The 20,419-nt window shown below is 75.7% G+C and carries 22 protein-coding genes and 1 pseudogene; 10 read left to right on the forward strand and 13 right to left on the reverse strand.

The genetic code is table 11. From position 1 onward, the window contains the following. Positions 1-173: 173 nt before the first annotated feature. Both ACIQGZ_RS20200 and ACIQGZ_RS20205 read left to right on the forward strand, forming a co-directional pair. Positions 174-476, forward strand: a complete 303-nt coding sequence (locus ACIQGZ_RS20200; RefSeq protein ID WP_402603476.1) for a hypothetical protein — start codon at positions 174-176, stop codon at positions 474-476. Between the two features lie 62 nt (positions 477-538). Continuing rightward, positions 539-1,501: a helix-turn-helix transcriptional regulator gene (locus tag ACIQGZ_RS20205; RefSeq protein ID WP_402603477.1), complete on the forward strand. Its 963-nt coding sequence runs from the start codon at positions 539-541 to the stop codon at positions 1,499-1,501. Between the two features lie 36 nt (positions 1,502-1,537). Here ACIQGZ_RS20205 and def read toward each other — a convergent pair whose 3' ends face one another. The 3 genes from def to ACIQGZ_RS20220 form a co-directional block, all read right to left on the reverse strand. Further along, complete coding sequence (gene def / locus ACIQGZ_RS20210; protein ID WP_402603479.1) at positions 1,538-2,212, reverse strand: peptide deformylase; 675 nt, start codon at positions 2,210-2,212, stop codon at positions 1,538-1,540. Positions 2,213-2,321: 109 nt separating this feature from the next. After that, entirely contained in the window at positions 2,322-3,098 is a 777-nt protein-coding gene (locus ACIQGZ_RS20215) for a glycerophosphodiester phosphodiesterase (RefSeq protein ID WP_402603481.1), read from the reverse strand. Further along, entirely contained in the window at positions 3,076-3,492 is a 417-nt protein-coding gene (locus tag ACIQGZ_RS20220; RefSeq protein ID WP_402603483.1) for a molybdopterin-binding protein, read from the reverse strand. The genes ACIQGZ_RS20215 and ACIQGZ_RS20220 overlap by 23 nt, the downstream gene beginning before the upstream one ends. 174 nt (positions 3,493-3,666) lie before the next feature. Here ACIQGZ_RS20220 and ACIQGZ_RS20225 point away from each other — a divergent pair, with 174 nt between their 5' ends. Further along, positions 3,667-3,888: a hypothetical protein gene (locus tag ACIQGZ_RS20225; protein ID WP_402603485.1), complete on the forward strand. Its 222-nt coding sequence runs from the start codon at positions 3,667-3,669 to the stop codon at positions 3,886-3,888. A gap of 573 nt (positions 3,889-4,461) precedes the next feature. On the opposite strand, the gene ACIQGZ_RS20230 is transcribed toward ACIQGZ_RS20225, so the two are convergent. Further along, complete coding sequence (locus ACIQGZ_RS20230) at positions 4,462-5,652, reverse strand: ROK family transcriptional regulator (RefSeq protein WP_402603486.1); 1,191 nt, start codon at positions 5,650-5,652, stop codon at positions 4,462-4,464. A 169-nt stretch (positions 5,653-5,821) separates the two neighbouring features. On the opposite strand from ACIQGZ_RS20230, the gene ACIQGZ_RS20235 reads away from it, so the two are divergent. Next, entirely contained in the window at positions 5,822-7,015 is a 1,194-nt protein-coding gene (locus tag ACIQGZ_RS20235) for an MFS transporter (protein WP_402603487.1), read from the forward strand. A gap of 80 nt (positions 7,016-7,095) precedes the next feature. Here the strand turns inward: ACIQGZ_RS20235 and ACIQGZ_RS20240 are convergent, their stop codons facing one another. The 3 genes from ACIQGZ_RS20240 to ACIQGZ_RS20250 all read right to left on the reverse strand — a co-directional run bounded on the left by ACIQGZ_RS20240 (position 7,096) and on the right by ACIQGZ_RS20250 (position 9,874). Further along, positions 7,096-7,854, reverse strand: coding sequence for a TSUP family transporter (locus tag ACIQGZ_RS20240; RefSeq protein ID WP_402603488.1), 759 nt, complete (start codon positions 7,852-7,854; stop codon positions 7,096-7,098). A gap of 113 nt (positions 7,855-7,967) precedes the next feature. Further along, on the reverse strand, positions 7,968-8,861 hold the full coding sequence (locus tag ACIQGZ_RS20245; RefSeq protein WP_402603489.1) for a hypothetical protein: 894 nt from the start codon (positions 8,859-8,861) through the stop codon (positions 7,968-7,970). Continuing rightward, positions 8,861-9,874: an SPFH domain-containing protein gene (locus tag ACIQGZ_RS20250; protein WP_402603491.1), complete on the reverse strand. Its 1,014-nt coding sequence runs from the start codon at positions 9,872-9,874 to the stop codon at positions 8,861-8,863. Before ACIQGZ_RS20250 ends, ACIQGZ_RS20245 begins: the two co-directional genes overlap by 1 nt. A gap of 100 nt (positions 9,875-9,974) precedes the next feature. Between ACIQGZ_RS20250 and ACIQGZ_RS20255 the strand changes: the two genes are divergently transcribed. After that, the gene (locus ACIQGZ_RS20255; protein WP_402603492.1) at positions 9,975-10,670 is read left to right on the forward strand and encodes a TVP38/TMEM64 family protein; all 696 of its coding nucleotides are present in this window, start codon (positions 9,975-9,977) and stop codon (positions 10,668-10,670) included. A 170-nt stretch (positions 10,671-10,840) separates the two neighbouring features. Here the strand turns inward: ACIQGZ_RS20255 and mug are convergent, their stop codons facing one another. Both mug and ACIQGZ_RS20265 read right to left on the reverse strand, forming a co-directional pair. Next, positions 10,841-11,467 carry a G/U mismatch-specific DNA glycosylase gene (gene mug / locus ACIQGZ_RS20260; protein WP_402603494.1) on the reverse strand — a complete coding sequence of 209 codons (627 nt, stop codon included), beginning with the start codon at positions 11,465-11,467 and terminating at the stop codon, positions 10,841-10,843. A 63-nt stretch (positions 11,468-11,530) separates the two neighbouring features. Further along, on the reverse strand, positions 11,531-12,493 hold the full coding sequence (locus tag ACIQGZ_RS20265; RefSeq protein ID WP_402603496.1) for a helix-turn-helix transcriptional regulator: 963 nt from the start codon (positions 12,491-12,493) through the stop codon (positions 11,531-11,533). Between the two features lie 146 nt (positions 12,494-12,639). On the opposite strand from ACIQGZ_RS20265, the gene ACIQGZ_RS20270 reads away from it, so the two are divergent. From ACIQGZ_RS20270 to ACIQGZ_RS20285, 4 genes are all read left to right on the forward strand, one after another. After that, positions 12,640-13,149: a DinB family protein gene (locus tag ACIQGZ_RS20270; RefSeq protein ID WP_402603497.1), complete on the forward strand. Its 510-nt coding sequence runs from the start codon at positions 12,640-12,642 to the stop codon at positions 13,147-13,149. Positions 13,150-13,376: 227 nt separating this feature from the next. Then, entirely contained in the window at positions 13,377-13,766 is a 390-nt protein-coding gene (locus ACIQGZ_RS20275; RefSeq protein WP_402603498.1) for a cell division protein SepF, read from the forward strand. Between the two features lie 149 nt (positions 13,767-13,915). Then, positions 13,916-14,470 carry a TetR/AcrR family transcriptional regulator gene (locus ACIQGZ_RS20280; protein WP_402603499.1) on the forward strand — a complete coding sequence of 185 codons (555 nt, stop codon included), beginning with the start codon at positions 13,916-13,918 and terminating at the stop codon, positions 14,468-14,470. Beyond that, positions 14,467-16,044, forward strand: coding sequence for an MFS transporter (locus tag ACIQGZ_RS20285; RefSeq protein WP_402603501.1), 1,578 nt, complete (start codon positions 14,467-14,469; stop codon positions 16,042-16,044). Before ACIQGZ_RS20280 ends, ACIQGZ_RS20285 begins: the two co-directional genes overlap by 4 nt. Here the strand turns inward: ACIQGZ_RS20285 and ACIQGZ_RS20290 are convergent. After that, positions 16,023-16,922, reverse strand: coding sequence for a transketolase family protein (locus ACIQGZ_RS20290; protein ID WP_402603502.1), 900 nt, complete (start codon positions 16,920-16,922; stop codon positions 16,023-16,025). The two genes, ACIQGZ_RS20285 and ACIQGZ_RS20290, sit on opposite strands and share 22 nt — an antisense overlap. Positions 16,923-17,016: 94 nt before the next feature. After that, entirely contained in the window at positions 17,017-17,718 is a 702-nt protein-coding gene (locus tag ACIQGZ_RS20295; protein ID WP_402603503.1) for a transketolase, read from the reverse strand. Positions 17,719-17,773: 55 nt separating this feature from the next. On the opposite strand from ACIQGZ_RS20295, the gene soxR reads away from it, so the two are divergent. Next, a complete protein-coding gene (gene soxR, locus ACIQGZ_RS20300; RefSeq protein WP_402603504.1) occupies positions 17,774-18,238 on the forward strand; it encodes a redox-sensitive transcriptional activator SoxR in 465 nt (154 codons plus the stop codon). A gap of 105 nt (positions 18,239-18,343) precedes the next feature. Here the strand turns inward: soxR and ACIQGZ_RS20305 are convergent, their stop codons facing one another. Next, complete coding sequence (locus tag ACIQGZ_RS20305) at positions 18,344-19,132, reverse strand: PIG-L family deacetylase (RefSeq protein ID WP_402603505.1); 789 nt, start codon at positions 19,130-19,132, stop codon at positions 18,344-18,346. 53 nt (positions 19,133-19,185) lie between these two features. Beyond that, positions 19,186-20,173: pseudogene (locus ACIQGZ_RS20310) on the reverse strand (aldo/keto reductase). Positions 20,174-20,419: the final 246 nt, after the last annotated feature.

The following is a 20,419-nucleotide window of genomic DNA, read 5'->3' on the forward strand; positions in this document are numbered from 1 at the left end:
TGGAATGCGCGGGCGCCCGGCGGTGCTGAAGCTGGAGAACCTGCCAGTCGCTCCCCGCGAGCCAGTCGCCCGAGTGCACCGGTCGCCCAGTGCCGTGGTTGCCCCGCGCTTCCGCCACCCTGCGCTTCCGTCGCCCCGGGCGGCGGTCGCCCCCATGAGGAAGTGAGGACGCCATGACCGCTGCCGGTCCCCTGGACCAGCCCCGCCAGCCGTACTCCGCCGGTCGGCAGCCGATCGACGGCGAGCCGCCGGCGCCGCTGGTGACGTCGTGCGGTCGCCTGATCAAAGTGGCGATGCTCTGCTTCGGCTCCCTGGACCGGCCGTTCGCCCGGATCGCGCTGGAGATCGGGCCGGAGCGCGGCGGTGCCTCCCGGGTCTGGGCCGGGCTGCACCCGCAGGAGGCCCGCCGACTGGCCGGGCTGCTGCTGGAGCAGGCCGCCCGCGCGGAGCGGGAGGACGGCGGCGCCTGCGGCTGACGCCGGGTGGCGGGCGGTGACCTCGGACCGTGACGGTCCGCAGCAGCTGGCAGAGTGGGCCCGTGCTTCAGACTTCCGCGCGGCTGCTGCGCCTGCTGTCCCTGCTCCAGACCCGCCGGGACTGGACCGGCCCGGACCTCGCCGAGCGGCTGGGGGTGACGCCGCGCACCGTGCGGCGCGACGTGGACCGGCTGCGCGAGCTGGGCTATCCGGTGCACGCCACCCCCGGCTCGGCGGGCGGCTACCGGCTCGGCGCCGGGGCCGCGCTGCCGCCGCTGCTGCTGGACGACGACGAGGCGGTCGCCGTCGCGCTGGGCCTGCGGACGGCGGCGGGCGGCACCGTGGCGGGCATGGCGGAGTCCTCGGTACGGGCGCTGGCCAAGCTGGAGCAGGTGCTCCCCGCCCGGCTGCGGCACCGGGTCGGCGCGCTACAGGCCGCCACCGTCTCGCTGACCGGCGCCGGCCCGACGGTCGGCCCGGAGCTGCTCACCGTGATCGCCGGTGCCTGCCGGGACCGGCTGCGGATGCGGTTCGGCTACCGGGACCGCAGCGGCTCGCAGAGCCGCCGGAACGCGGAGCCGCACCGGCTGGTCTGCACCGGGCGGCGCTGGTACCTGGTGGCCTGGGACACCGACCGCGCGGACTGGCGGACCTACCGGGTGGACCGGATCACCGAGCCGCTGCCGACCGGCCCCCGCTTCCCGGCCCGGGAGCTGCCGGAGGGCGCGGCCGCGCGGGTCTCCCGGGGGGTGTCGACCGACGGCTACCGCTACCGGGCGCGGATCACCCTGCGGGCACCGGCCGAGGTGGTCGCGGCGCGGACCAGCCCGACCTCCGCCCAGGTGGAGCCGGTGGACGAGCACAGCTGCGTACTGCGCACCGGCTCCGACTCACTGGACGCGCTCGCCATCCACCTGGCGATGCTCGGCGCGGACTTCGAGGTGCACGAGCCGCCGGAGCTGGTGCCGCACCTGCGGGTGTTGGCCAAGCGGCTTGAGCGGGCCGCCACCGCGTCCGGCGGCTGAGCCGGGCGGGGCGGCCAGGGCCGCCCCGCGCCGGGCTCACACCTGCTGCTTGCCGAGGGCCTGCGTCCGGGCCAGCCGGCGGGCGAAGACGTCCTCGCGCTGCTCCGCCATCCGCCGCAGCGCCTCCTTGCGGTCCCGCTTGGCGAGCCGGTCCAGGTAGAGATGCCCGTACAGGTGGTCGGTCTCGTGCTGGAGGCAGCGCGCGAAGTAGCCCGCACCCTCGATGACCAGCGGATTGCCGTACTGGTCGAAGCCCCGCACCACCGCCCGGTCGGGCCGGGCGACGGTCAGCGCGGGCCCGGGGACGGACAGGCAGCCCTCGTCGTCCTCGACCAGGCGCCGCTCGCCGGGGCCCAGCTCGTCCAGGACCGGGTCCAGGATGTGCCCGACATGGCGCACCCCGGACTCGTCCCAGCAGTCGTAGACGAACAGCCGCAGATCCACGTCGACCTGGTTGGCTGCCAGGCCGCAGCCCTCCGCGACCTGCATGGTGGCGAACATGTCGTCGATCAGCCGGGCCAGCTCCTCGCTGCCGAAGCCGGACCCGGGGCGGCACGGCCGGTGCAGCACCTCCTCACCGACGACGGTGACCCGGCGCACCGAGCCGCGCTCCGCCTCCGGCGGTGTCTCCGGGTAGGAGTCCACCGGCACGCCCAGGACTCGGACGCGGCGGTCGACGGCGCCGGGGCGGTGGGCCGGTTGCTGGGACATGGTGCGGCTTCTCCGTTCGCTGAGGGTGCCCGGTGGGGCCGGGGGCGGCCGGTCGGGCGATGCCGGGGCCAGTCTGCTGGAGGCCGGACGGTGGTGGGGCCGTTTCCGGTCAGCCCGGCCCGGCGGTGGTGGCGTCGATCAGCGTACGCAGCACGCCGATGCGGTTGGTGGTGAGGGAGACGGCGCCGGTGCGCAGCAGCCGGGCCATGGTCCGGCGGACGTCCACCGTCCAGGCGCTCACCTGGAGTCCCGCGTCCCGGGCGTGGCCGACCAGCGCCGGGGTGACCAGCCCGAACGGCAGGTTGAGCAGGTGTGGGCGCAGCTCGGCCAGCAGGGCGGCCGACGGCGGGACGGGGGTCCACCAGGTGAGCGAGATCTCGGCGGCGGGCGCGTGGTGGCGTACGGCGGCCATGGCGGAGAGCGGGCCGCAGTAGACGACGTGCCGCTGGGCGCCGAACCGTTCGACCTCGGCGCAGGTGGCCGCCACCGGGCCCGCGTCGTCCAGGTCGATCATCAGCAGGGGCGGCCGCGCGGGGTCGGGCCGCCGGGTGGCGGCGACCTCGCGCAGCGCTTCGGCCAGGGTCGGTATCCCCGCCGGGCCGCCGATCCGGCCCAGTTCGGTGCGCAGTTCGGCGAGGGTCAGTGCGGCGAGCGGCCGGTCCAGGCCCCAGAGGCGGCGCAGGGTCGGGTCGTGCAGCAGGACGGGGACGCCGTCGCGGGTGAGCCGGACGTCCACCTCCACGGCGTCGGCGCCCGCGGCCAGGGCGGAGCGCAGCGAGGGCAGGGTGTTCTCACGGTGCCGGTACGGGTCGCCTCGGTGGGCGACGGCCCGGGGTGCGGGGATGTGCACGGCGGCGGCCCGGTCAGCCGGGTTCGACGACGACATTGGTGGACTTGACCACGGCCACCGCCGGGGCGCCGGGTTCCAGGCCGAGTTCCTCGGCGGACTCCCGGCTGATCAGCGAGACCACCCGGAACGGTCCGGCCTGGATCTCCACCTGGGCGGCGACGTCGCCCAGCACGACGTGGGTGACGATGCCCCGGAAGCGGTTGCGGGCCGAGGAGGGTCGGCCGGCCGCCTCGGCGTTCTCCGGCCGGGCGAGTTCGCGGGCGAAGGCGGCGAGCTGCGCGCCGGGGACGATGCGGTGGCCGTTGTCGTCCCGCTCGGCGGCGAGCCGTCCCGCGTCGACCCAGCGGCGCATGGTGTCGGCGCTCACGCCGAGCATGGCCGCCGCCTCCCCGATCCGGTAACTGTTCACCGGTCGGCCGGACTGCACCATCGGCTCCTCCTGTTCCTGCCGGACGCCTGTTCCTGCCGGACGTGGCTGTGATCAGCGCCATCCTGCCCTACGGACCACTCGGGAGGGGACTTCGCGTACCGGAGATTAAGCTGATATTCAGACCTAAGCTGCATGATTCGGGCATGACGGCAGCGTGAGTGCAGGGAGCGTTCCATGGGGCAGGGCCAGTGGCCGGACGGCGGCTTCCACAGCGACGTGACTCCCCCACCCCGCCCCCGGGCCACCGCCGCCCAACTGGGCGGCCGGATCGCCTTCGGCATCGCCGTCACCGCCGGACTGATCGCCTCGGTCGCCCTGGGCACCCCGGCCCTGCGGGGGCCCGACGCGGGCCACGACACCACCACCACGCACCACTCCGCGACGGCGCCGCGCTGAGGGGCGGCCGGGGGTGCGGGCGTCATGGCCCGGGGGGCGGCGGCGGTCTGCTTTCGAGTGAGAGTGGGTGCGGGGTTCGCGGTTGCGGGGAGTGCGGCGGGGGTCTGCGCGCGGCTGACGGCGGTGCGGGGTTGTTCGCGCGGTTCCTCGCGCCCCTGACAGGGTGCACGGCTGCGGACTGCCTACGGGTGACGGTGGGTGCGGGGTTCGCGGTTCCGGGGAGTGCGGCGGGGGTCTGCGCGCGGCCGACGGTAGTGCGGGGTTGTTCGCGCAGTTCCTCGCGCCCCTGACAGGGTGCACGGCTGCGGACTGCCTACGGGTGACGGTGGGTGCGGGGTTCGCGGTTCCGGGGAGTGCGGCGGGGGTCTGCGCGCGGCCGACGGTAGTGCCGGGTTGTTCGCGCAGTTCCTCGCGCCCCTGAGGGGGTGCACGCTTGCGGACGCCGACCCGGCGGCCACCCAGGGGCGCGAGGAACTGCGCGCCCAGCCCACCGCGAAGGCGCACCCGTCGCGCCCTGAGATCGCCACCCGGCGCCGGAAGGCGGAGCACGGCGGCCCGGTGCGCGCGGGCGGGTCAGGGGGTGCCGAAGAGGTCGTGGTGGACGGCGTCGAGGGCGGTGAGGACGGCGCCGCCCAGCACCGCGCTGCCGGGGACGGTGCCGGGGCGGACCAGGGTGCGCAGCGGGGAGAGGTCCGCGAGGCGGGCGGCGACGCGGTCGGCCAGGTCGGTGCCGCCCGCGCGGCCGACCTCGCCGCCCAGCACGACGCACCCCGGGTCGAGGACCACGCAGAGCGTGGCGGCGCCGACCGCCACCCGCTCCGCGAGGGCGTCCAGGAACGGTTCCCCGGCCGGCCCGGCGGCGAGCGCGGCCCGTACGGCGGCCTCGGCGGCCGGGGCGTCGTCCGCGTCCGGGGCGGGCAGCCCGTGCACGCGGGCCAGGGCGCAGACGGCGGCGCTGGCGGCCAGGCTGTGGAAGCCGCCGTCGCAGACGGTGGCGCTCGGCAGTCCGGCGGTGCCGGGCACCGGCAGGAAGCCGATCTCGCCGGTGCCGCCGGAGGCGCCCCGGCGCAGCTTGCCGTCCAGGACGACGGCGGCACCGACGCCGTGGCCGAGCCAGAGCAGCACAAAGGTGTCCCGGTCGCGGGCCGAGCCGAGCCGCTGCTCCGCGATGCCGGCCAGGTTGACCTCGTTCTCCAGCAGGACCGGCACTCCGAGCCGCTCCCGCAGGGCCCGTACCAGGTCGGCGTGCCAGCGGGGCAGCCCGCCCAGGTCGCTGAGTTCGCCGGTGGCGGGGTCGACCAGGCCGGGGGCGCCGACCATGATGGCGTGCAGGCCCTGCGCGGCGCCGGCCCGGCGGGCGGCGTCGGTCAGGGCCCGTACGGTGTCGTCGACGATGCCGTCGGGGGTGGTGCCGGGGGTGACCGGGAGTTCGGCGGTGGCGCGGGTGGCGCCGGTGAGGTCCGCGACGGCGATGCCGACGCCGACGGTGCGTACGTCCACTCCGGCGATGTGGGCGCGGCCGGCGACCAGGCCGTAGAGCCGCGCGTTGGGCCCGCGCCGGGCCTCCCCCGCCTCACCGACCACGGTGACCAGACCGGCGTGGCCGAGGCGCTCCAGCAGGTCGGCGACGGTGGGGCGGGAGAGCCCGGTGAGCGTCCTGAGCTGGGTGGCGGTCAGGGAGCCCCGTTCGAGCAGCAGTCCGAGCGCCAGGCGGTCGTTGATGGCGCGGGCAGTGCTGGGGGTGGCCGTACGCGCGGTGTTCATAGGTCTGCATCCTCCCAGACGTCGACAGAAACTTTTTCTATCAGGGACCCTTCCTGATAGTTTCTCTCGGGGCCCGGCCCGCCGGACGGCGACCACGCCTGCCCGCACCACCGCTCACTCGCCAACCGCAGGGTCGCGCAACCGCGCACCGGGGGAGGAAGAAGTACGAATGGACCAATCCGCCGTCCGCAGAGCCCGGATCTCCGTGGCCGCGGTCTTCGCCATGCACGGAGCCGTGCAGGGCAGCTTCGCCACCCGCATCCCCTGGGTCCAGGACCGGCTGGACCTCAGCGCCGGACAGCTGGGCGTGGCGCTGATGATGCCCGCCCTCGGCGCGTCGGTGGCGATGCCGCTGGCCAGCCGGATCGTGCACCGCTACGGGGGCCGGGCCGCCGTACGGGGGCTGCTGGCGCTCTGGTGCGCCGCGCTGGCCCTGCCCGCCGCCGCCCCGGGACTGCCGTGGCTCTGCCTGGCGCTGCTGGTGTTCGGCGCCTCGGCCGGGATGGCCGACGTGGCGATGAACTCCCAGGGCGTGGAGGTCGAGCAGCGGCTCGGCCGGTCGATCATGTCGGGGCTGCACGGGATGTGGAGCGTCGGCGGCCTGGTGGCCTCCGGCTTCGGCGTACTGGCCGCCCACGCCGGGGTCGACGCCCGGCTGCACCTGGGCGTGATGGCGGCGGTGCTGGTGGCGGGCGGGCTGGTGGCCACCCGGGGGCTGCTGGACATCCGCCCCGCCGCCGAGGAGGAGGCACCGCCCCGGTTCGCGCTGCCGCCCAGGGCCGCGCTGGCGATCGGGCTGGTCGGCTTCTGCGCGGTCTTCGCGGAGGGCGGCAGCGCCGACTGGTGCGCGGTCTACCTCAAGGACATCACCGGCGCCTCCGCCGGGTTGGCGGCGGCCTGCTACTCCGGCTTCGCGTTCACCATGGCGGGCGCCCGGCTGGCCGGCGACGCGGTGGTGCGGCGGATGGGTCCGGTACGGGCGGTACGGCTCAGCGGGGCGGTGGCCACGGCCGGCGGCCTGCTGGTGGTCGTGGCGGACACCCCGGCGCTGGCGATACCCGGCTTCGCGCTGCTCGGGGTGGGCATCGCGATCGTGGTGCCGCTGGCGTTCGCCGCCGCCGGCAAGAGCGGCAGCAACCCCAGCCAGGCCATCGCGGGCGTCGCCACCATCACCTACACCTCGGGCCTGGTGGCCCCCGCCGCCATCGGCCTGCTGGCCGAAGCCACCTCGCTGACCGCCTCGTTCGGCCTGGTCACCGTACTGGTGGCCGCCCTGGTGCTCTCCGCAGGCACCCTGCGCGGCGCGGCGACCCCGGCCACCGCACCCGCCGCAGCCCCGGCGGTCTCCGACGCCACGAGCTGAACGACACCCGGCGCCGCCCACCCCACCCGGGGCGGGCGGCGCCACCGAGCCCGGCGGCGGGTGGGCTGCTCCGGTGGAGGTCAGTCCAGCAGGCCCCGGCCGAGGACCAGCAGGCCGCCGACCAGGGCGAGGGAGAGGACCAGGCGGCGGACGTGGTGGTCGGGGAGCCGGGAGCCCAGCAGGCGGCCGGCCACCGCGCCGCCCGCGATACCGGCCGCCGTCAGCAGCCAGCCGGGGGCGGCCAGCTGGGGCGGGCCCTTGACGGCGACCGAGAAGGCGTTGACCAGTACGCCGTAGAACTGGGCGTTGGGGACGAACTCCCGGACCGGCCAGGCGGCGTTCATCGCGTACAGCGAGACGGCGGGACCGCCCACCCCGGCCGCCGAGTTGAGGAAGCCGCTGGCCGCGCCCGCCACCACGGCGCCGCCCCGGCCGCGCAGCGCCGCCACCCGTACGCCGCCGATCACCAGCAGGACGGCGGCGGTGACGGTGACTCCTATGGAGATCAGCAGCGCCCGCTCGGGCAGTCGGTCGGCCACCAGGGCGCCGACCGGGACCGTACACGCCGCCGCCAGCACCAGCGGCAGCATCGCCGCCATCCTGACCTGCCGCCAGCCGCCGCCGCACAGGCCGATCGCGCTGATCGCCCCGGCGGCGCAGTTGGACAGCAGCACGCCCTGACCGGGCCCGACCAGCAGCACCAGACCGGGCGCCGCGACCAGGGCGAAGCCCACGCCGCTCATCCGCTGCACCCCGGCGCCGAGCAGCACCACGGCGCCCAGCAGCAGTTCGGCGCCCAGCGGCAGTCCGGCGCCCAGTGGCAGTCCGGCGGTGGTCACGATGCGGCCTCCTCGCCCCCGGTGGATCGCGCCGGGACCGACCGTAGGGCCCCGGGGCCGCACCGGGACAGCGGTTTTCCCCGCCGCCTCGTACTGCCCCGCCCCGCCCGGCCTCAGACCAGCAGCCGCAGCCGGGTGGCGGCGATCCCCACCCGTACGCTCTGCCCCCAGGTCAGCTCAAGGGCGTCCGACTCCACGCCGTCCCCGAAGGCCACCAGCCGGTCCGACTCGACGGTGAGGGTGAGCCGGTCGCGCGCGCCGAGCAGGCCCTGCACCCGCTCGGTGCCGGTCGCGGGCGACGGCCACGCCTCCCGGACGAACCAGGCCAGCTCCGGCGCGGCGGGCGCGGGCAGCGCCAGCGCGCTGCGCCGCTCCAGCCAGCTGGACCGGCACCAGCCGGTGGCGCCGGTGCCGGTGCCGACCAGGACCCCGGACGACGCCTGCGCCTCCGGCGGCCCGTCACCGACCGCGAGCCGGTAGCGGGCGGTCTGGTGGCCGGGCTGCCCGAGGTAGACCTCGTTGAGGGCCAGCAGCCGCTGGGTGTCGTCGGCCACCGCCTCGACCATGGTCCGCTCCTCCAGTACGGCGGCCGGGGCGGCGGCGGCCCGCAGCAGCCGGGCGGCCCGGTCGGGGCGGTGCCGGACCAGTACGCCGGGGTTGCGGCCCGGGTCGGTGTCCACGCCGATGACGGGCTGTCCGTCGAGGTACTTGGCGGCGTTGGCGACCAGGCCGTCCTGGCCGACCACCACCACGAGATCGTCCGGCGCGAAGAGGAACCGGGCCAGGTCGGCGCGCTCCACCCGGGTGTGCCGCCAGTCCAGCGGCACGGCGGCGGCGACCTGGGCGAGGGCGGCGGCGGTGCGGTGGTGCCGCTGCTCGGTCTCCTTGAGCGAGCGGCCCCGGGCGGCCAGGAAGAACGCCGCCTGGCCGGGGGTGCCGTGCCGGGCCAGCAGCTCCTGGTACTCGGTACGGCGGTGGACGACCACCACCCGGGGCGCGAGCGCCATCAGCCCTCCCCCGGTCCGGTGGCGGCGCCCAGCCGGGCCAGCAGCCCGGTGACCAGGTCGGGGGTGAGGGTGACGCTGTCGATGCGCGGCAGGTGCTCGGCGAGCCGGAGCAGCGCCAGCGCCCGCAGGGTGGCCGGGTCGACCTGCTGGTGGGCCGTCAGCCAGGCGGCCTCGGCGGCGGCCCTGGCGTCGCCCAGCGCGCGGGCGGCGCCCGCGTCGGCCTCGGCCAGCCGGGTGCGGCGGGCCGCCTCGGCCTCGGTGCGCAGCCGGTCGGCGGCGGCGCCCTCCCCGGCCTCCAGCCGGTTGTTGGCGCCCTGCTGGGCGAGCAGCTGCTCCTCGCGGCGGGCCAGCTCGATCTTGCTGTCCAGCTCGTTCTCCGCGATGGCCCGCTCCCGTTCCACGGCGACGGCGCGGCGCTCGTAGGTGGCCCGGTCGGCCTCCTGCTGGACCAGTTCCCGGGCGGGGGTGCGCAGTGCCCGCTCCACCTCGGGTTCGGGGCGCAGCGCGACCACCCGTACGGCGATGACGGCGAGGCCGGTCTCGGTGAGCCGGGGGTCGGCGGTCAGTCCGGCGGTGACGCGTTCGCGGACGGCGGTGACGCCGTCGGTGAGGGCGTCGGCCAGCGGGGTGCGGGCGAGCAGGGCGAGGGCGTGCTGCTGGGCGGTCTCGGTGAGCAGGGCGCCGAGTTGGTCGAGCGGGGCGGACCGCCAGGCGCCGCTGTCGGGGTCGATGCCGAAGTCGACGCGGGTGGCGGCGACGGCGGGGTCGGTGATCCGGTAGGTGACGGTGGCCTGGACGGTGACGTCCTGGAAGTCGGCGGTGCGGGCGTGGAAGAGCATCGCCAGTTCGCGGTCGTCGACGGGTACTTCGGACAGGGCGGCGGTGAGCGGCCGGAACCAGAAGGCCAGGCCGGTGCCGTCGTGGGCGAGGGTGCCGCCGCGCTGGTGGCGGATGTGGGCGGTGGGTGCGGCGCGCAGGTGGCGGAAGCCGAAGCGCCTGGTGATGTCGGCCATGAGAGTCCCCTTTTCGTCACTATGACGATAGAGCCCTACTCGCTTATCGTCAACAGGACGAGAACGGAGGTACGCCGCCGCTGCCGCTACGCTCGACCCGATGCCCGAAGAGCTGCCGCAGACCCCCACCGCCACCGGCGTACGCCGGATCGCCCGCGCCCTGGTCTCCCCGCGTGCGCGGCTGACCCTGCTGGCCCTGCTGCTGGCCGGAGCGGCGGGCTCACTGCTGCTGTGGGACCCCCGGGAACTGCTCGACCACGGCTTCACCTCGCTGGTCCCCGGCGCCTGGGCGGGCCCGGCCTTCGCGGCGCTGTTCGCACTGAGCACCCTGGCCTTCGTCCCCAAGCCGGTGCTCAACGCCGCCGCCGGCGCGCTGTTCGGCATCCACCAGGGCCTGGCGCTGGCCGTCGCGGGCACCACCCTGGGCGCCGCGCTCGCCTTCGCACTGGGGCGCGGCCTGGGCCGGGAGGCACTGCGGCCGCTGCTGCGGACCAGGCTGCTGGCCGCGCTGGACCGGCGGCTGACCCGGCAGGGCTTCCGCAGTGTGCTGCTGCTGCGGATCGTGCCGGGCATCCCGTTCGCCGCCGCCAACTACGGCGCGGCCTTCTCCGGGGTGCGACCGCTGACCTTCGTCACCGCGACGGCGCTCGGCGTGCTGCCGGGCACGGCCGCGTACGTGGTCGCCGGTGCCTCGGCCGCCTCCCCCACCTCCCCCGCCTTCCTGCTGTCGACCGGTCTGATCGTCGTCATGGGACTGCTCAGCGTGGTCTCGCTCTGGCGGGCCCGCCGCCGCTGAACGAACCCGGAGGCGCGGCCGCTCCCCTGTAATGAACCGACAAGGTCTGGCCCATACTCCGGCTGCTGTTCACGCGTCAGCGCCCTGCCGGAGCAGCGGCCCTCACCCGGCGACCGCAGGCTCGCTGCTTCCAAAGCCCCGGCAGCTGACCGCCCCGGCTGGGGCGGACCCTACGGGCAGACCCGGGCGTCCGCACCGCCTGTCGGCTGCCGACCCGGGCCGCCGTCCGGGCCGCCGGGCCCGGCGACGGCCTCCCGCAGCCGGGCGAACTCGGCGGCCAGCGCCGGGGCCGGCCAGTGCGCGTTCAGGCCGCTGGGGTTGGGCAGCACCCAGACCCGGGTGCCGCCGATCGGCTCCGGCTGCGGCCCGACCGTGGCGCGCGGCGCGGCGAAGGCGGCCCGGTACGCGGTGATGCCCACCACCGCCAGCCAGCGCGGGCGGTGCCGCAGCACCTTGCGGGTGAGGATGGCGCCGCCTTCGGTGAACTCCGCCGCCCGCAGCTCGTCGGCGCGGGCGGTCGCCCGCGCCGCGACATTGGTGATGCCCAGGCCGAGTGCCAGTAGTTCGCCCTGCTCGCGGGGCAGGTACTGGCGGTCGGTGAAGCCGGAGCGGTGCATGGCCGGCCAGAAGCGGTTCCCCGGGCGGGCGAAGTGGTGGCCGGTGGCGGCCGACCAGAGCCCGGGGTTGATGCCGCAGAAGAGCACCCGCAGCTCGTCGGCGATCACGTCGGGGATGGTGCGGTCGCGGGCCGCCTCCAGCTCGGCGGGGGTGGGCCGGGCGGCGTCATGAGCGGGCAAGGGAACCCTTCCGGCGTACGGGGACTTCAACGGCGGCCTCCAGGGTAGATCCCCGGCCCGCGCTCACCCGTACCGGTCCGCCGTGGCCCGCGCGGCGGCCGCGACCCGCTCCCGCAGTTCGGGCGGCCCGATCACCTCGGCCTCCGGGCCGAGCCCCAGCAGGGCGCCGACGGCGTGGTGCAGGGACTCCACCGGCAGGGCGACCCGGATGCGGCCGTCCGGGCCGGGCCCGGCGGCCTCGTCCACCGCGCGGGCCTGGACGGGGGCGAACAGCGCCCGGACCCGCCGGGCGCCGGCCTCGGTGAGCAGCACGTCGGCGGTCTCCGTGTACATGGTCCGCTGGAAGCTGCCGGCCGAGCCGTCCCAGAAGGCCGCCAGGTCGAAGCCGGGCCGCCGGGTGAACGGCTCGCCCGGCTCGCACTCCAGGATGCGCGCCACCCGGTAGGTGCGCGGCCGGTCGTCAGTCTCGGCCACCAGGTACCACTCACCGGCCTTGAGGACGACGCCGAGCGGCCGGACGGTCCGGTCGACGTCCGCCGGGCCCCACTTGCGGTAGCGCAGCCGCAGGGTGTGCTGCCGCCAGACGGCGTCCGCGACCGCCCCCAGGTGCGGCACCGGCGAGGTCTCGCTGAACCAGCGGCCGGGGTCCAGGTGGAAGCGCTCGCGGATGCGTTCGGCCCGAGCCCCGGTCTCGGCGGGCAGCGCGGCCAGCAGCTTCAGCCGGGCGCTGGCCAGCTCGGCGCCCAGGCCCAGTTCGGCGGCCGGTCCCGGCAGGCCGACCAGGAAGAGCGAGTCGGCCTCGTCGGCGTTCAGCCCGGTCAGCCGGGTGCGGTAGCCGTCGAGCAGCCGGTAGCCGCCGTCGGGCCCCCGGTCGGCGTAGACCGGCACTCCGGCGGCGGCCAGCGCCTCCACATCGCGGTAGACGGTGCGTACCGACACCTCCAGCTCGGCCGCCAGCTCGCCGGCGGTCAGACGGCCGCGGTTCTGGAGCAGCAGGAGCAGGGAGAGCAGTCGGTCGGCTCGCATGGGGCGATTGTGCCTCGCCCGCGCCGGCCGGGGCGGACCCGGGCGCCTCGGCGGCGGTGCCCCCGGACGGCGGGCCGGTGGCCGCCCCGCCCGGCGCCCGGAAATGGGCTCGCGTCCCGGGCGGGGCGGGGGTCAGGATGTCCGGCATGACGGAGACCCGCACCCCACCCCCGTTCATCCTCGGCGAGCGCGCCATGCTCGACGCCTGGCTGGACTACCACCGCGCCACCCTGGCCCTGAAGTGCGAGGGGCTGGACGACGACCAGTTGCGCACCCGCCCGGTGCCGCCGTCCTCGCTGTCGCTGCTGGGGCTGGTGCGGCACATGGCGGAGGTGGAGCGGCACTGGTTCCAGGGCATCCTGGGCGGCCTGGACTTCGACCGGGGCCACTACTGGACGCCGCAGCGGCCGGACGGCGACTTCGACGACGTGGACGGCGCGGACCCCGCCGAGGCGTTCGCCACCTGGCGGGCGGAGTGCGCGGCCTCCCGGGCGGCCGCCGCGGGGCTGCCGCTGGAGACGCTGGGCAAGCGGCTGCGGGGGCGCGAGCAGGTGTCGCTGCGCTGGATTCTCATCCACCTGATCGAGGAGTACGCGCGGCACAACGGCCACGCGGACCTGATCCGCGAACAGATCGACGGTGTCACGGGAGAGTGACCGGGCGTCAACCCGAGGTGACGCCCGGTCGGGCGCGGAACCGTTTCAGCGGGCGGCGGCGTCGCAGCAGGTGCCCGGTGTCGCGGGTGCCGGTACCCGAACGGCGGTCCCGGGCGGGCGGCGACCGGGTGATCAGTGCGATACTCGGACAGTTCCGGCGAGTGGATGACACGTCAGAAGGCGGGTAGGCCGCCGGAGCAGAATGTGACGGGATGGGGAGGCGCGGCATGGGAGCAGTTCGTGACGAGCACCACGGGTGGCTGATGCCCTCCGGCGGCTACGCGGCCCCCGTGTACGAGGACCCCTGGGCGACCGAGTCGACGGCCCAGGCTCCGGCCGAGGCGGCGCGGATCGTCTCGGTGCGCCCCACCGGCTTCGAGACCGCCCGGGTGGTCGGCGAGCATGTGCGGGCCGGCACACCGGTGGTCATGGACGTCTCCGAGATGCCGGACGGCGACGCCAAGCGGCTGGTCGACTTCGCCTCCGGGCTGGTCTTCGGCACCCGTGGCAGCATCGAGCGCATCGCGCGCCGGGTCTTCCTGCTGGCGCCCCCCGAGGTCGAGGTGATGGTCATCGACGGCCCGCTGGACGAGACCGGGTTCTACAACCAGAGCTGACCGCCCACAGCTGACCACGCAGTAACCCCCCGGAAGCCGGTGGGCGGCCTGGCCGCCCACCGGCTTCCGTCATGCCACCGGCCTCACCCCTCGGAGACACCGACCATAATTCTGAGACATCAGTGTCTCATCTGCTCTACACTTGCCTCATGGCCATCGACCGTGACTCAGTCCTGGACGCCGCCGTCGGCGTGCTCTCCCGGCAGCCCACCGCCGCCATGGACGACATCGCCCGCGCGGCCGGGATCAGCCGCGCCACCCTGCACCGGCTCTTCCCGGGCCGGGACGCGCTGGTGCGCGAGGTCGGTGCGCTCGGGCTGCGCCGGTTCTCGCAGGCGCTGGACGACGCCGCCATCGAGCGCGGCGACCCCGTGGCGGCCGTCCGCCGACTGGTCGACGCCGTGGTCCCGCTGGCCCAGCTCTGCTCCTTCCTCACCGGGGAGAGCAAGCTCTACGAGGACACCGAGATCAACCAGTCCTGGGACCGGCTCGACGGCCGCATCCGCGCCCTGTTCCTGCGCGGCCAGCAGGAGGGCGCCTTCCGGATCGAACTTCCCGCCGCGTGGCTGAGCGAGGCATTCCTCGACCTGGTCGCCGGGGTCGGCTGGGCCGTCCAGGACGGCCGCCTCGCCCCCCGTGACAGTGTCCACGCCCTCGCCGAGCTCTTCCTCGGCGGCGCCATCAGGAGACCCGCGACACCATGACCACCGCCGTGCACCATCCCGGGGCAGCGAACCCCCCGAACCGCCCCACCACCGGTCCCGGCCGCCACCGCTGGCTCGCGCTGGCGGTGCTGGTGCTGGGCGTGCTGCTGGTGGCGGTGGACGCGACCGTCCTCTCGCTCGCCATCCCCTTCATCAGCGCCGACCTGCGGCCCAGCGGCACCCAGCTGCTCTGGATCGGCGACGTCTACTCCTTCGTCCTGGCCGGACTGCTGGTCAGCATGGGCTCGCTCAGCGACCGCATCGGCCGCAAGCGGCTGCTGCTCTGCGGCGCGGCCGGATTCGGCGCCGCCTCACTGGTCGCCGCGTACGCACCGGGGCCGGGCTGGCTGATCGCCGCCCGCGCCGTGCTCGGCGTCGCCGGGGCCACCGTGATGCCGTCCACCCTGTCGCTGATCCGGTCCCTGTTCCCGGACGACCGCGAGCGGGCCACCGCCATCGGCATCTGGGGCGCCGCCGCGACGGCGGGCGCGGCGGCCGGTCCGCTGGTCGGCGGCTTCCTGCTGGAGCACTTCTGGTGGGGGTCGGTCTTCCTGATCAACCTGCCGGTGATGGCGCTGCTGATCGGGCTGGGCGTCCGGCTGCTCCCCGAGTCCCGCGACCCCCGGCCGGGCGCCTGGGACCTGCCCGGCGTGCTGCTGTCACTGACCGGCATCATCGGCGTGGTGTACGCGATCAAGGAGGCCGCCGTACACGGGCCGCTACGGCCGGACGTGCTGGCCACCGGCCTGCTCGGCGCCGCCGCCCTGGTGGCCTTCACCCGCCGCCAGCTGCGGCTGCCGGTGCCGCTGCTGGACGTCCGGCTCTTCAAGGACCGCCGCTTCACCGCCGCCGTACTGGGCGCGCTGCTCGCCCTGGTCGGCCTGTCCGGCGTGCTGTTCTTCGTCTCGCAGTACCTCCAGCTGGTCCGGGGCTACTCCCCGATGCGGTCCGGGCTGGCCGAGCTGCCCGCCTTCGCCGGGGCCGTCGTCACCGGGCTGCTGACCGGGCGGCTGGCCCGGCTGGTGGGTGCCCGGGGCGCGCTCAGCGGCGGGCTGCTGGTGATGGGGCTGGGCCTGGGCGCGCTCGGCTGGGCCGGCGCCGACACCGGCTACCTGCTGCTCGGCACCGCCTTCCTGGCCATCGGCGCGGCCGAGGGCCTGGTGTACACGCTCAGCACCGACCTGGTGCTGGGCAGCGCCCCGGCCCCCAAGGCGGGCGCGGCCTCGGCCGTCTCGGAGACCGCGTACGAGCTGGGCGCGGCGCTGGGCATCGCGCTGCTCGGCTCGGTGGTCACCGGCCTGTACCGCAGCGGCCTGGTGCTCCCGCCGGGGCTCGGCGCCAGCACCGCCGAGCACGCCCGGGACTCGCTGGGCGGCGCGGCCGAGGCCGCCGCCGAGCTGCCGCAGCGCACGGCGGGCGCGGTGCTGGAGAGCGCGCGGCACGCCTTCATCCACGGGATGAACATCGCCGCGCTGCTGGCCGCCGTGGTGCTGACGGCCGCCGCCGTCGGCACCTGGCTGCTGATGCGCCGCCCGGCAGCCGACGCCGCCGATCAGACCGGCAGCGGCAGGTAGCCGGTGATGCGCTCGCGCAGCGAGCGCGGGTCGAGGCCGTGCGCGGCGAGGTGGTCGGCCATGGTGCCGTAGCGGCGCAGCTCCTCGCGGGCCACGCCCAGGCCGAGCAGCCGGTGCGGCCGCTGCTCCAGGGCCTCGGCGGCGAACGGCACCGAGGTGCCCGCCAGGTACGGCTCCACCAGTACGGCGTCGGTGGCCCCGCCGAGCGCGGCGCGCAGCGCGGCGCCGTCGAAGGGCCGCACGGTGGCGGCGTACAGCACGGCCACGTCCAGGCCCTGGACGGCGGCGAGCACCGCGTCGAGCATCGGGCCGACCGCCAGCACCACGCCCGCCGTACCCGGCCGGACCAGGGTGAAGCGGCCGGGGGCGACCGGCTGCGGCGCCGCGTTCTGCTGCGCGGAGAGCCGGAGGTACACCCGGCCGTCGGCGGCGGCCGCGTCGCGTAGCAGGAGCTCCACCTCGTCGGGGTGGCCGGGGATGTGCACCGTCCAGCCGGGCAGGGTGTCCAGCAGCGCCACATCGCCGGGCGCCTGGTGGGTGCGGCCGCCGGCCGGCCAGTCGTAGGAGCCCATGGCGCTGACCAGGACGGCGGCGGCGTCCTGGTGGCCGAGGTCCAGCTTGAGCTGTTCGAAGGCCCGCTCGACCAGGAAGCTGGCGAAGGTGTGCGCCACCGGGCGCAGTCCGGTCAGGGCGAGGCCGCCGGTGACGGAGACCAGCAGCTGTTCCCGGATGCCGACGTTGAGCACCCGGTCGGGGTGGGCGGCGGCGGCCTCGGTGAAGCGGTCGGCGGAGATGTCGGCGAGGACGAGCGCCAGGCGGGGGTCATCGTCCAGCAGGCGGCTGGTGGTGGCGGCGAAGCGGTCGCGCATGGTGGGCATGGCAGCGGGTTCCCTCGGGTTCGGTGCGGCGGGGGGCTCGGTCGGCTGCTGGGGCTGAGCGCTCGGGTTCAGCGCTTGGGTTCAGCGCTTGGGTTCAGCGCTTGGGTTCGACGACGGCGACCACCGCGTGCGGGCGCCCGGGGTGCGGCACGGTGAACGCCTCGTACAGCGCCGCGTGGTCGCGCCCGTCCACGGTGCGGGTGGACCAGCCCTCGACGGCGAAGCGGGTGGCGATGCCGCCGCTCCAGCCGTGGGTGGCCGAGGAGTTGTCCACCACCACGGTGTGCAGCGACGCCAGGCCGACCGCACCGGCATAGGCGATGGCCTCGTGGTTGCTGCCCTCGTCCAGCTCCGCGTCCCCGATGAGCGTCCAGACCCGGGGCTCGGTCAGGCCCTGGGCGCGCAGGCCGAGGGCGGTGCCCACGGCGAGCGGCAGACCGTGGCCGAGCGAGCCACTGCCGATCTCCACGCCGGGCAGCAGCACCCGGTCGGGGTGGTGGCCGAGCGGGGAGTCGAAGGCGCCGAAGCCGGGCAGCAGGCCCGGGTCCAGGAACCCCTTGGCGGTGAGCACCGCGTAGTACGCCATCGGGCCGTGGCCCTTGGAGAGCAGGAAGCGGTCCCGTTCCATGTCGTCGGCGCTCTCCGGCGTCACCCGCAGTACCCGGTCGTAGAGCACCCACAGCACGTCCAGGGTGGAGGTCGCCGCCGGGCCGTGCTTCTCGTCGCCGGTCATCAGAGCCATCAGGTGCGGCAGGTCGCGGTAGCCGAGTGCGGCGTCCTGGCTGGTCAGCATCATGGGACGATGATGCAAGTTCAAGTGGACTTGAGGTCAACCCCGTACCATCGGGGAGGTGACCGCACGCAACGACCGCCTGACCATCGGAGAACTGTCCGCCCGCAGCGGCCTGGCCGCCTCCGCGCTGCGCTACTACGAGGAGCTGGGCCTGATCCACTCCGAGCGCACCCCCGGCGGGCAGCGCCGGTTCGGCCGGGCGACGCTGCGCCGGGTGGCCTTCGTCCGGGCGGCGCAGCAGGTCGGCCTCTCGCTGGAGGAGGCGCGCGGCGCGCTGGACGCCCTGCCGGAGAACCGGCCGCCCACGGCGGCCGACTGGGCGCGGGTCGCGGCGGCCTGGCAGCGCCGGATCGACGCGCAGATCGCCGAGCTGGAGCGGCTGCGCGCCAAGCTGGGCGGCTGCATCGGCTGCGGCTGCCTGTCGCTGCGCAAGTGCCGGCTGTACAACCCCGACGACACCGCCGCGCGGACCGGCTCCGGCGCCCGCTATCTCCAGGGCGCCGAGCCGCCGGCCTGCGGGTAGCGGGCGGCCGGAGCCGCGCGGTCGGAACCAGGAAGTCAGAGCCGGGCGGTCAGATCTGGTCGGTCAGATCTGGTCGGTCAGATCTGGTCGGTCAGATCTGGTCGGTCAGATCTGGTCGGCCAGCAGCCGGGGACGGCTGTGGCCGGAGCGACGGGCGCCCGGACCCGGCCGGTGCAGGAACCACTCGGTGCCCAGGCAGAGCCGCCGCAGCCGGGGCTCCTCGAAGGCGGCGATCCGGGCGCCGCGCTCGAACTCCGAGGCGTGCGCCCGGATCGCCTCCCACTTCACGTCCAGCCAGGGGCGGACGTCGACGGCCGCCGAGATCCGCTCGTCGGGGGTGAAGGGCAGCGGGATCTCCATGCCCAGCTCGGTCAACTGCCGGACCAGCGACTCCGGGAGCGTGGCCAGCCAGACGGAGTGCACCGCCCACGGCGGCCCGGCGTCCGGCTGGAGCTGGGCGTGGGCGGCGGCCTCCACCGCGGCCAGCACCGCGCGGTGCACCCGGACGTGGTCGGGGTGCCCGGACACGCCGAACGCGTCATAGGTGGTCACCGCCGTGGGCCGCAGCCGGCGGATGCGGACGACCAGCTCCGCGACCAGGGTGTCGAACGGCACCTCGCACAGCGACCCCGGGCCGCGCCCGGCGGGCCCGGAGTCGCGGTGGCGCAGGATGTCCGGCTCGCCCGCGCGCAGCACGGTCAGCGCCTGGGCCAGCTCCTTGGCGCGGGTGCCGCTGGGCGCGTACGGGGTGCCCTCGGCGATCTCGCCGTCGGTACAGGTGACCACCGCCGTCGGAATCTGCTCGGCGGCGTGCTGGGCGAGCACTCCCCCGGTGAAGAGTGACTCATCGTCAGGGTGCGCGTGCACGGCGAGCAGTCCCCGCTCCCGACCCATCCCTTGCCTCCCGTCAGGCCGCACCGCCGCTGTCGCGCCGCGTGGCCCACAGCCTAGCGATCCGTGACCGCCCGTGGCCGCAGACCCTCCCGCCCGGCGGCGTCGAGCCGGGTCCGCTGGCCGGGGTCCAGGACGAGGTCCACGGCCGCCAGTGCCTCGTCCAACTGGGCCGCCGAGCTGACCCCGAGGACCGGGGCCACCATCGGGTCGCCGCCCAGCTGCCACGCCGGCACCACCTGTCCTGGTGTCGCCCCGGTCTCGGCGGCGACCTCGCGCAGCGCCCGCAGCCGGTCTTCGGTGCCGGGGTGCCGGTACTGCTCGGGCAGCGGCCGGTCAGGGCAGGTGTAGGAGCCGTTCAGCAGCGGCGAGTACGCGAGCAGCGCCAGGTCGGGTTCGGTGCGGACCAGGTCGAGCAGCGGGTCGTCGGCCCACCGCTGAACGCCGAAGTCGGCGCCGTACCGGGGTCGCAGACAGCTGTGCCGCTGCTGGACGGCCTGGAACCGGGGCCGGTCACCGGCCAGCCTGCGGGCCTCCGCGATCCGGTCGGCGGGTGGTTGCTGACGCCGACCACGCCCACGGTGCCCGCCTCGGCCAGGGCGGCGAGCACGTCGACGGCGGTCTCGGCCGGCGGGACGTGGCGGTCCTCGATGTGGCCGGGGTAGAGGTCGATGCGGTCGGTGCCGAGTCGGCGCAGGCTGCCCTGGACGGCGGCGCGGACGGCCCGCTCACCGAGCCCCTCGGCGTTGGCGGTCCACTCGGTGCCGCGCGCCGGGTCGGGCCGGGCGCCGACCTTGGTGGAGAGACCACCGTACGGTCGCGGGCCCGGCGCGCGGCCAGCCAGCGGCCCAGCAGCAGTTCGCTCTCGTCGCCGGTGCGGCCGTCGATCCAGCAGGGGTAGTTGTTGGCGGTGTCCACGAAGGTGCCGCCTGCCTCGGTGAAGCGGTCGAGGAGGGCGAAGGAGGTCTCGTCGTCCACGAGGGTGCCGAAGTTCAGCGCGCCCAGGCAGAGCGCGCTGACCTCGATCCGGTGGGGGCCGCCGATGGGGTGGTCCGCACGATGGGGGTTCCCTTCCCTGGGGAGGTCCGGTGTGCCGGAAAGGAACGCTAGGAGTTCGCGCGCTCTCCAACGCAACCCGCGCGCCCCCAGGGGGCGCACCGACACTCCGCGAACAACCCCTCCACCCACCAGATTGCAAGGAACCCTCCCAGCACCCCCGCCCACCCCAGGGGCGCGAGGAACTGCGCGAACAACCCCCCACCCACCGCACCCGCGAAACCCGCCAAGCCC

Source organism: Streptomyces sp. NPDC092296 (assembly GCF_044755465.1).
Lineage (GTDB): Bacteria > Actinomycetota > Actinomycetes > Streptomycetales > Streptomycetaceae > Peterkaempfera.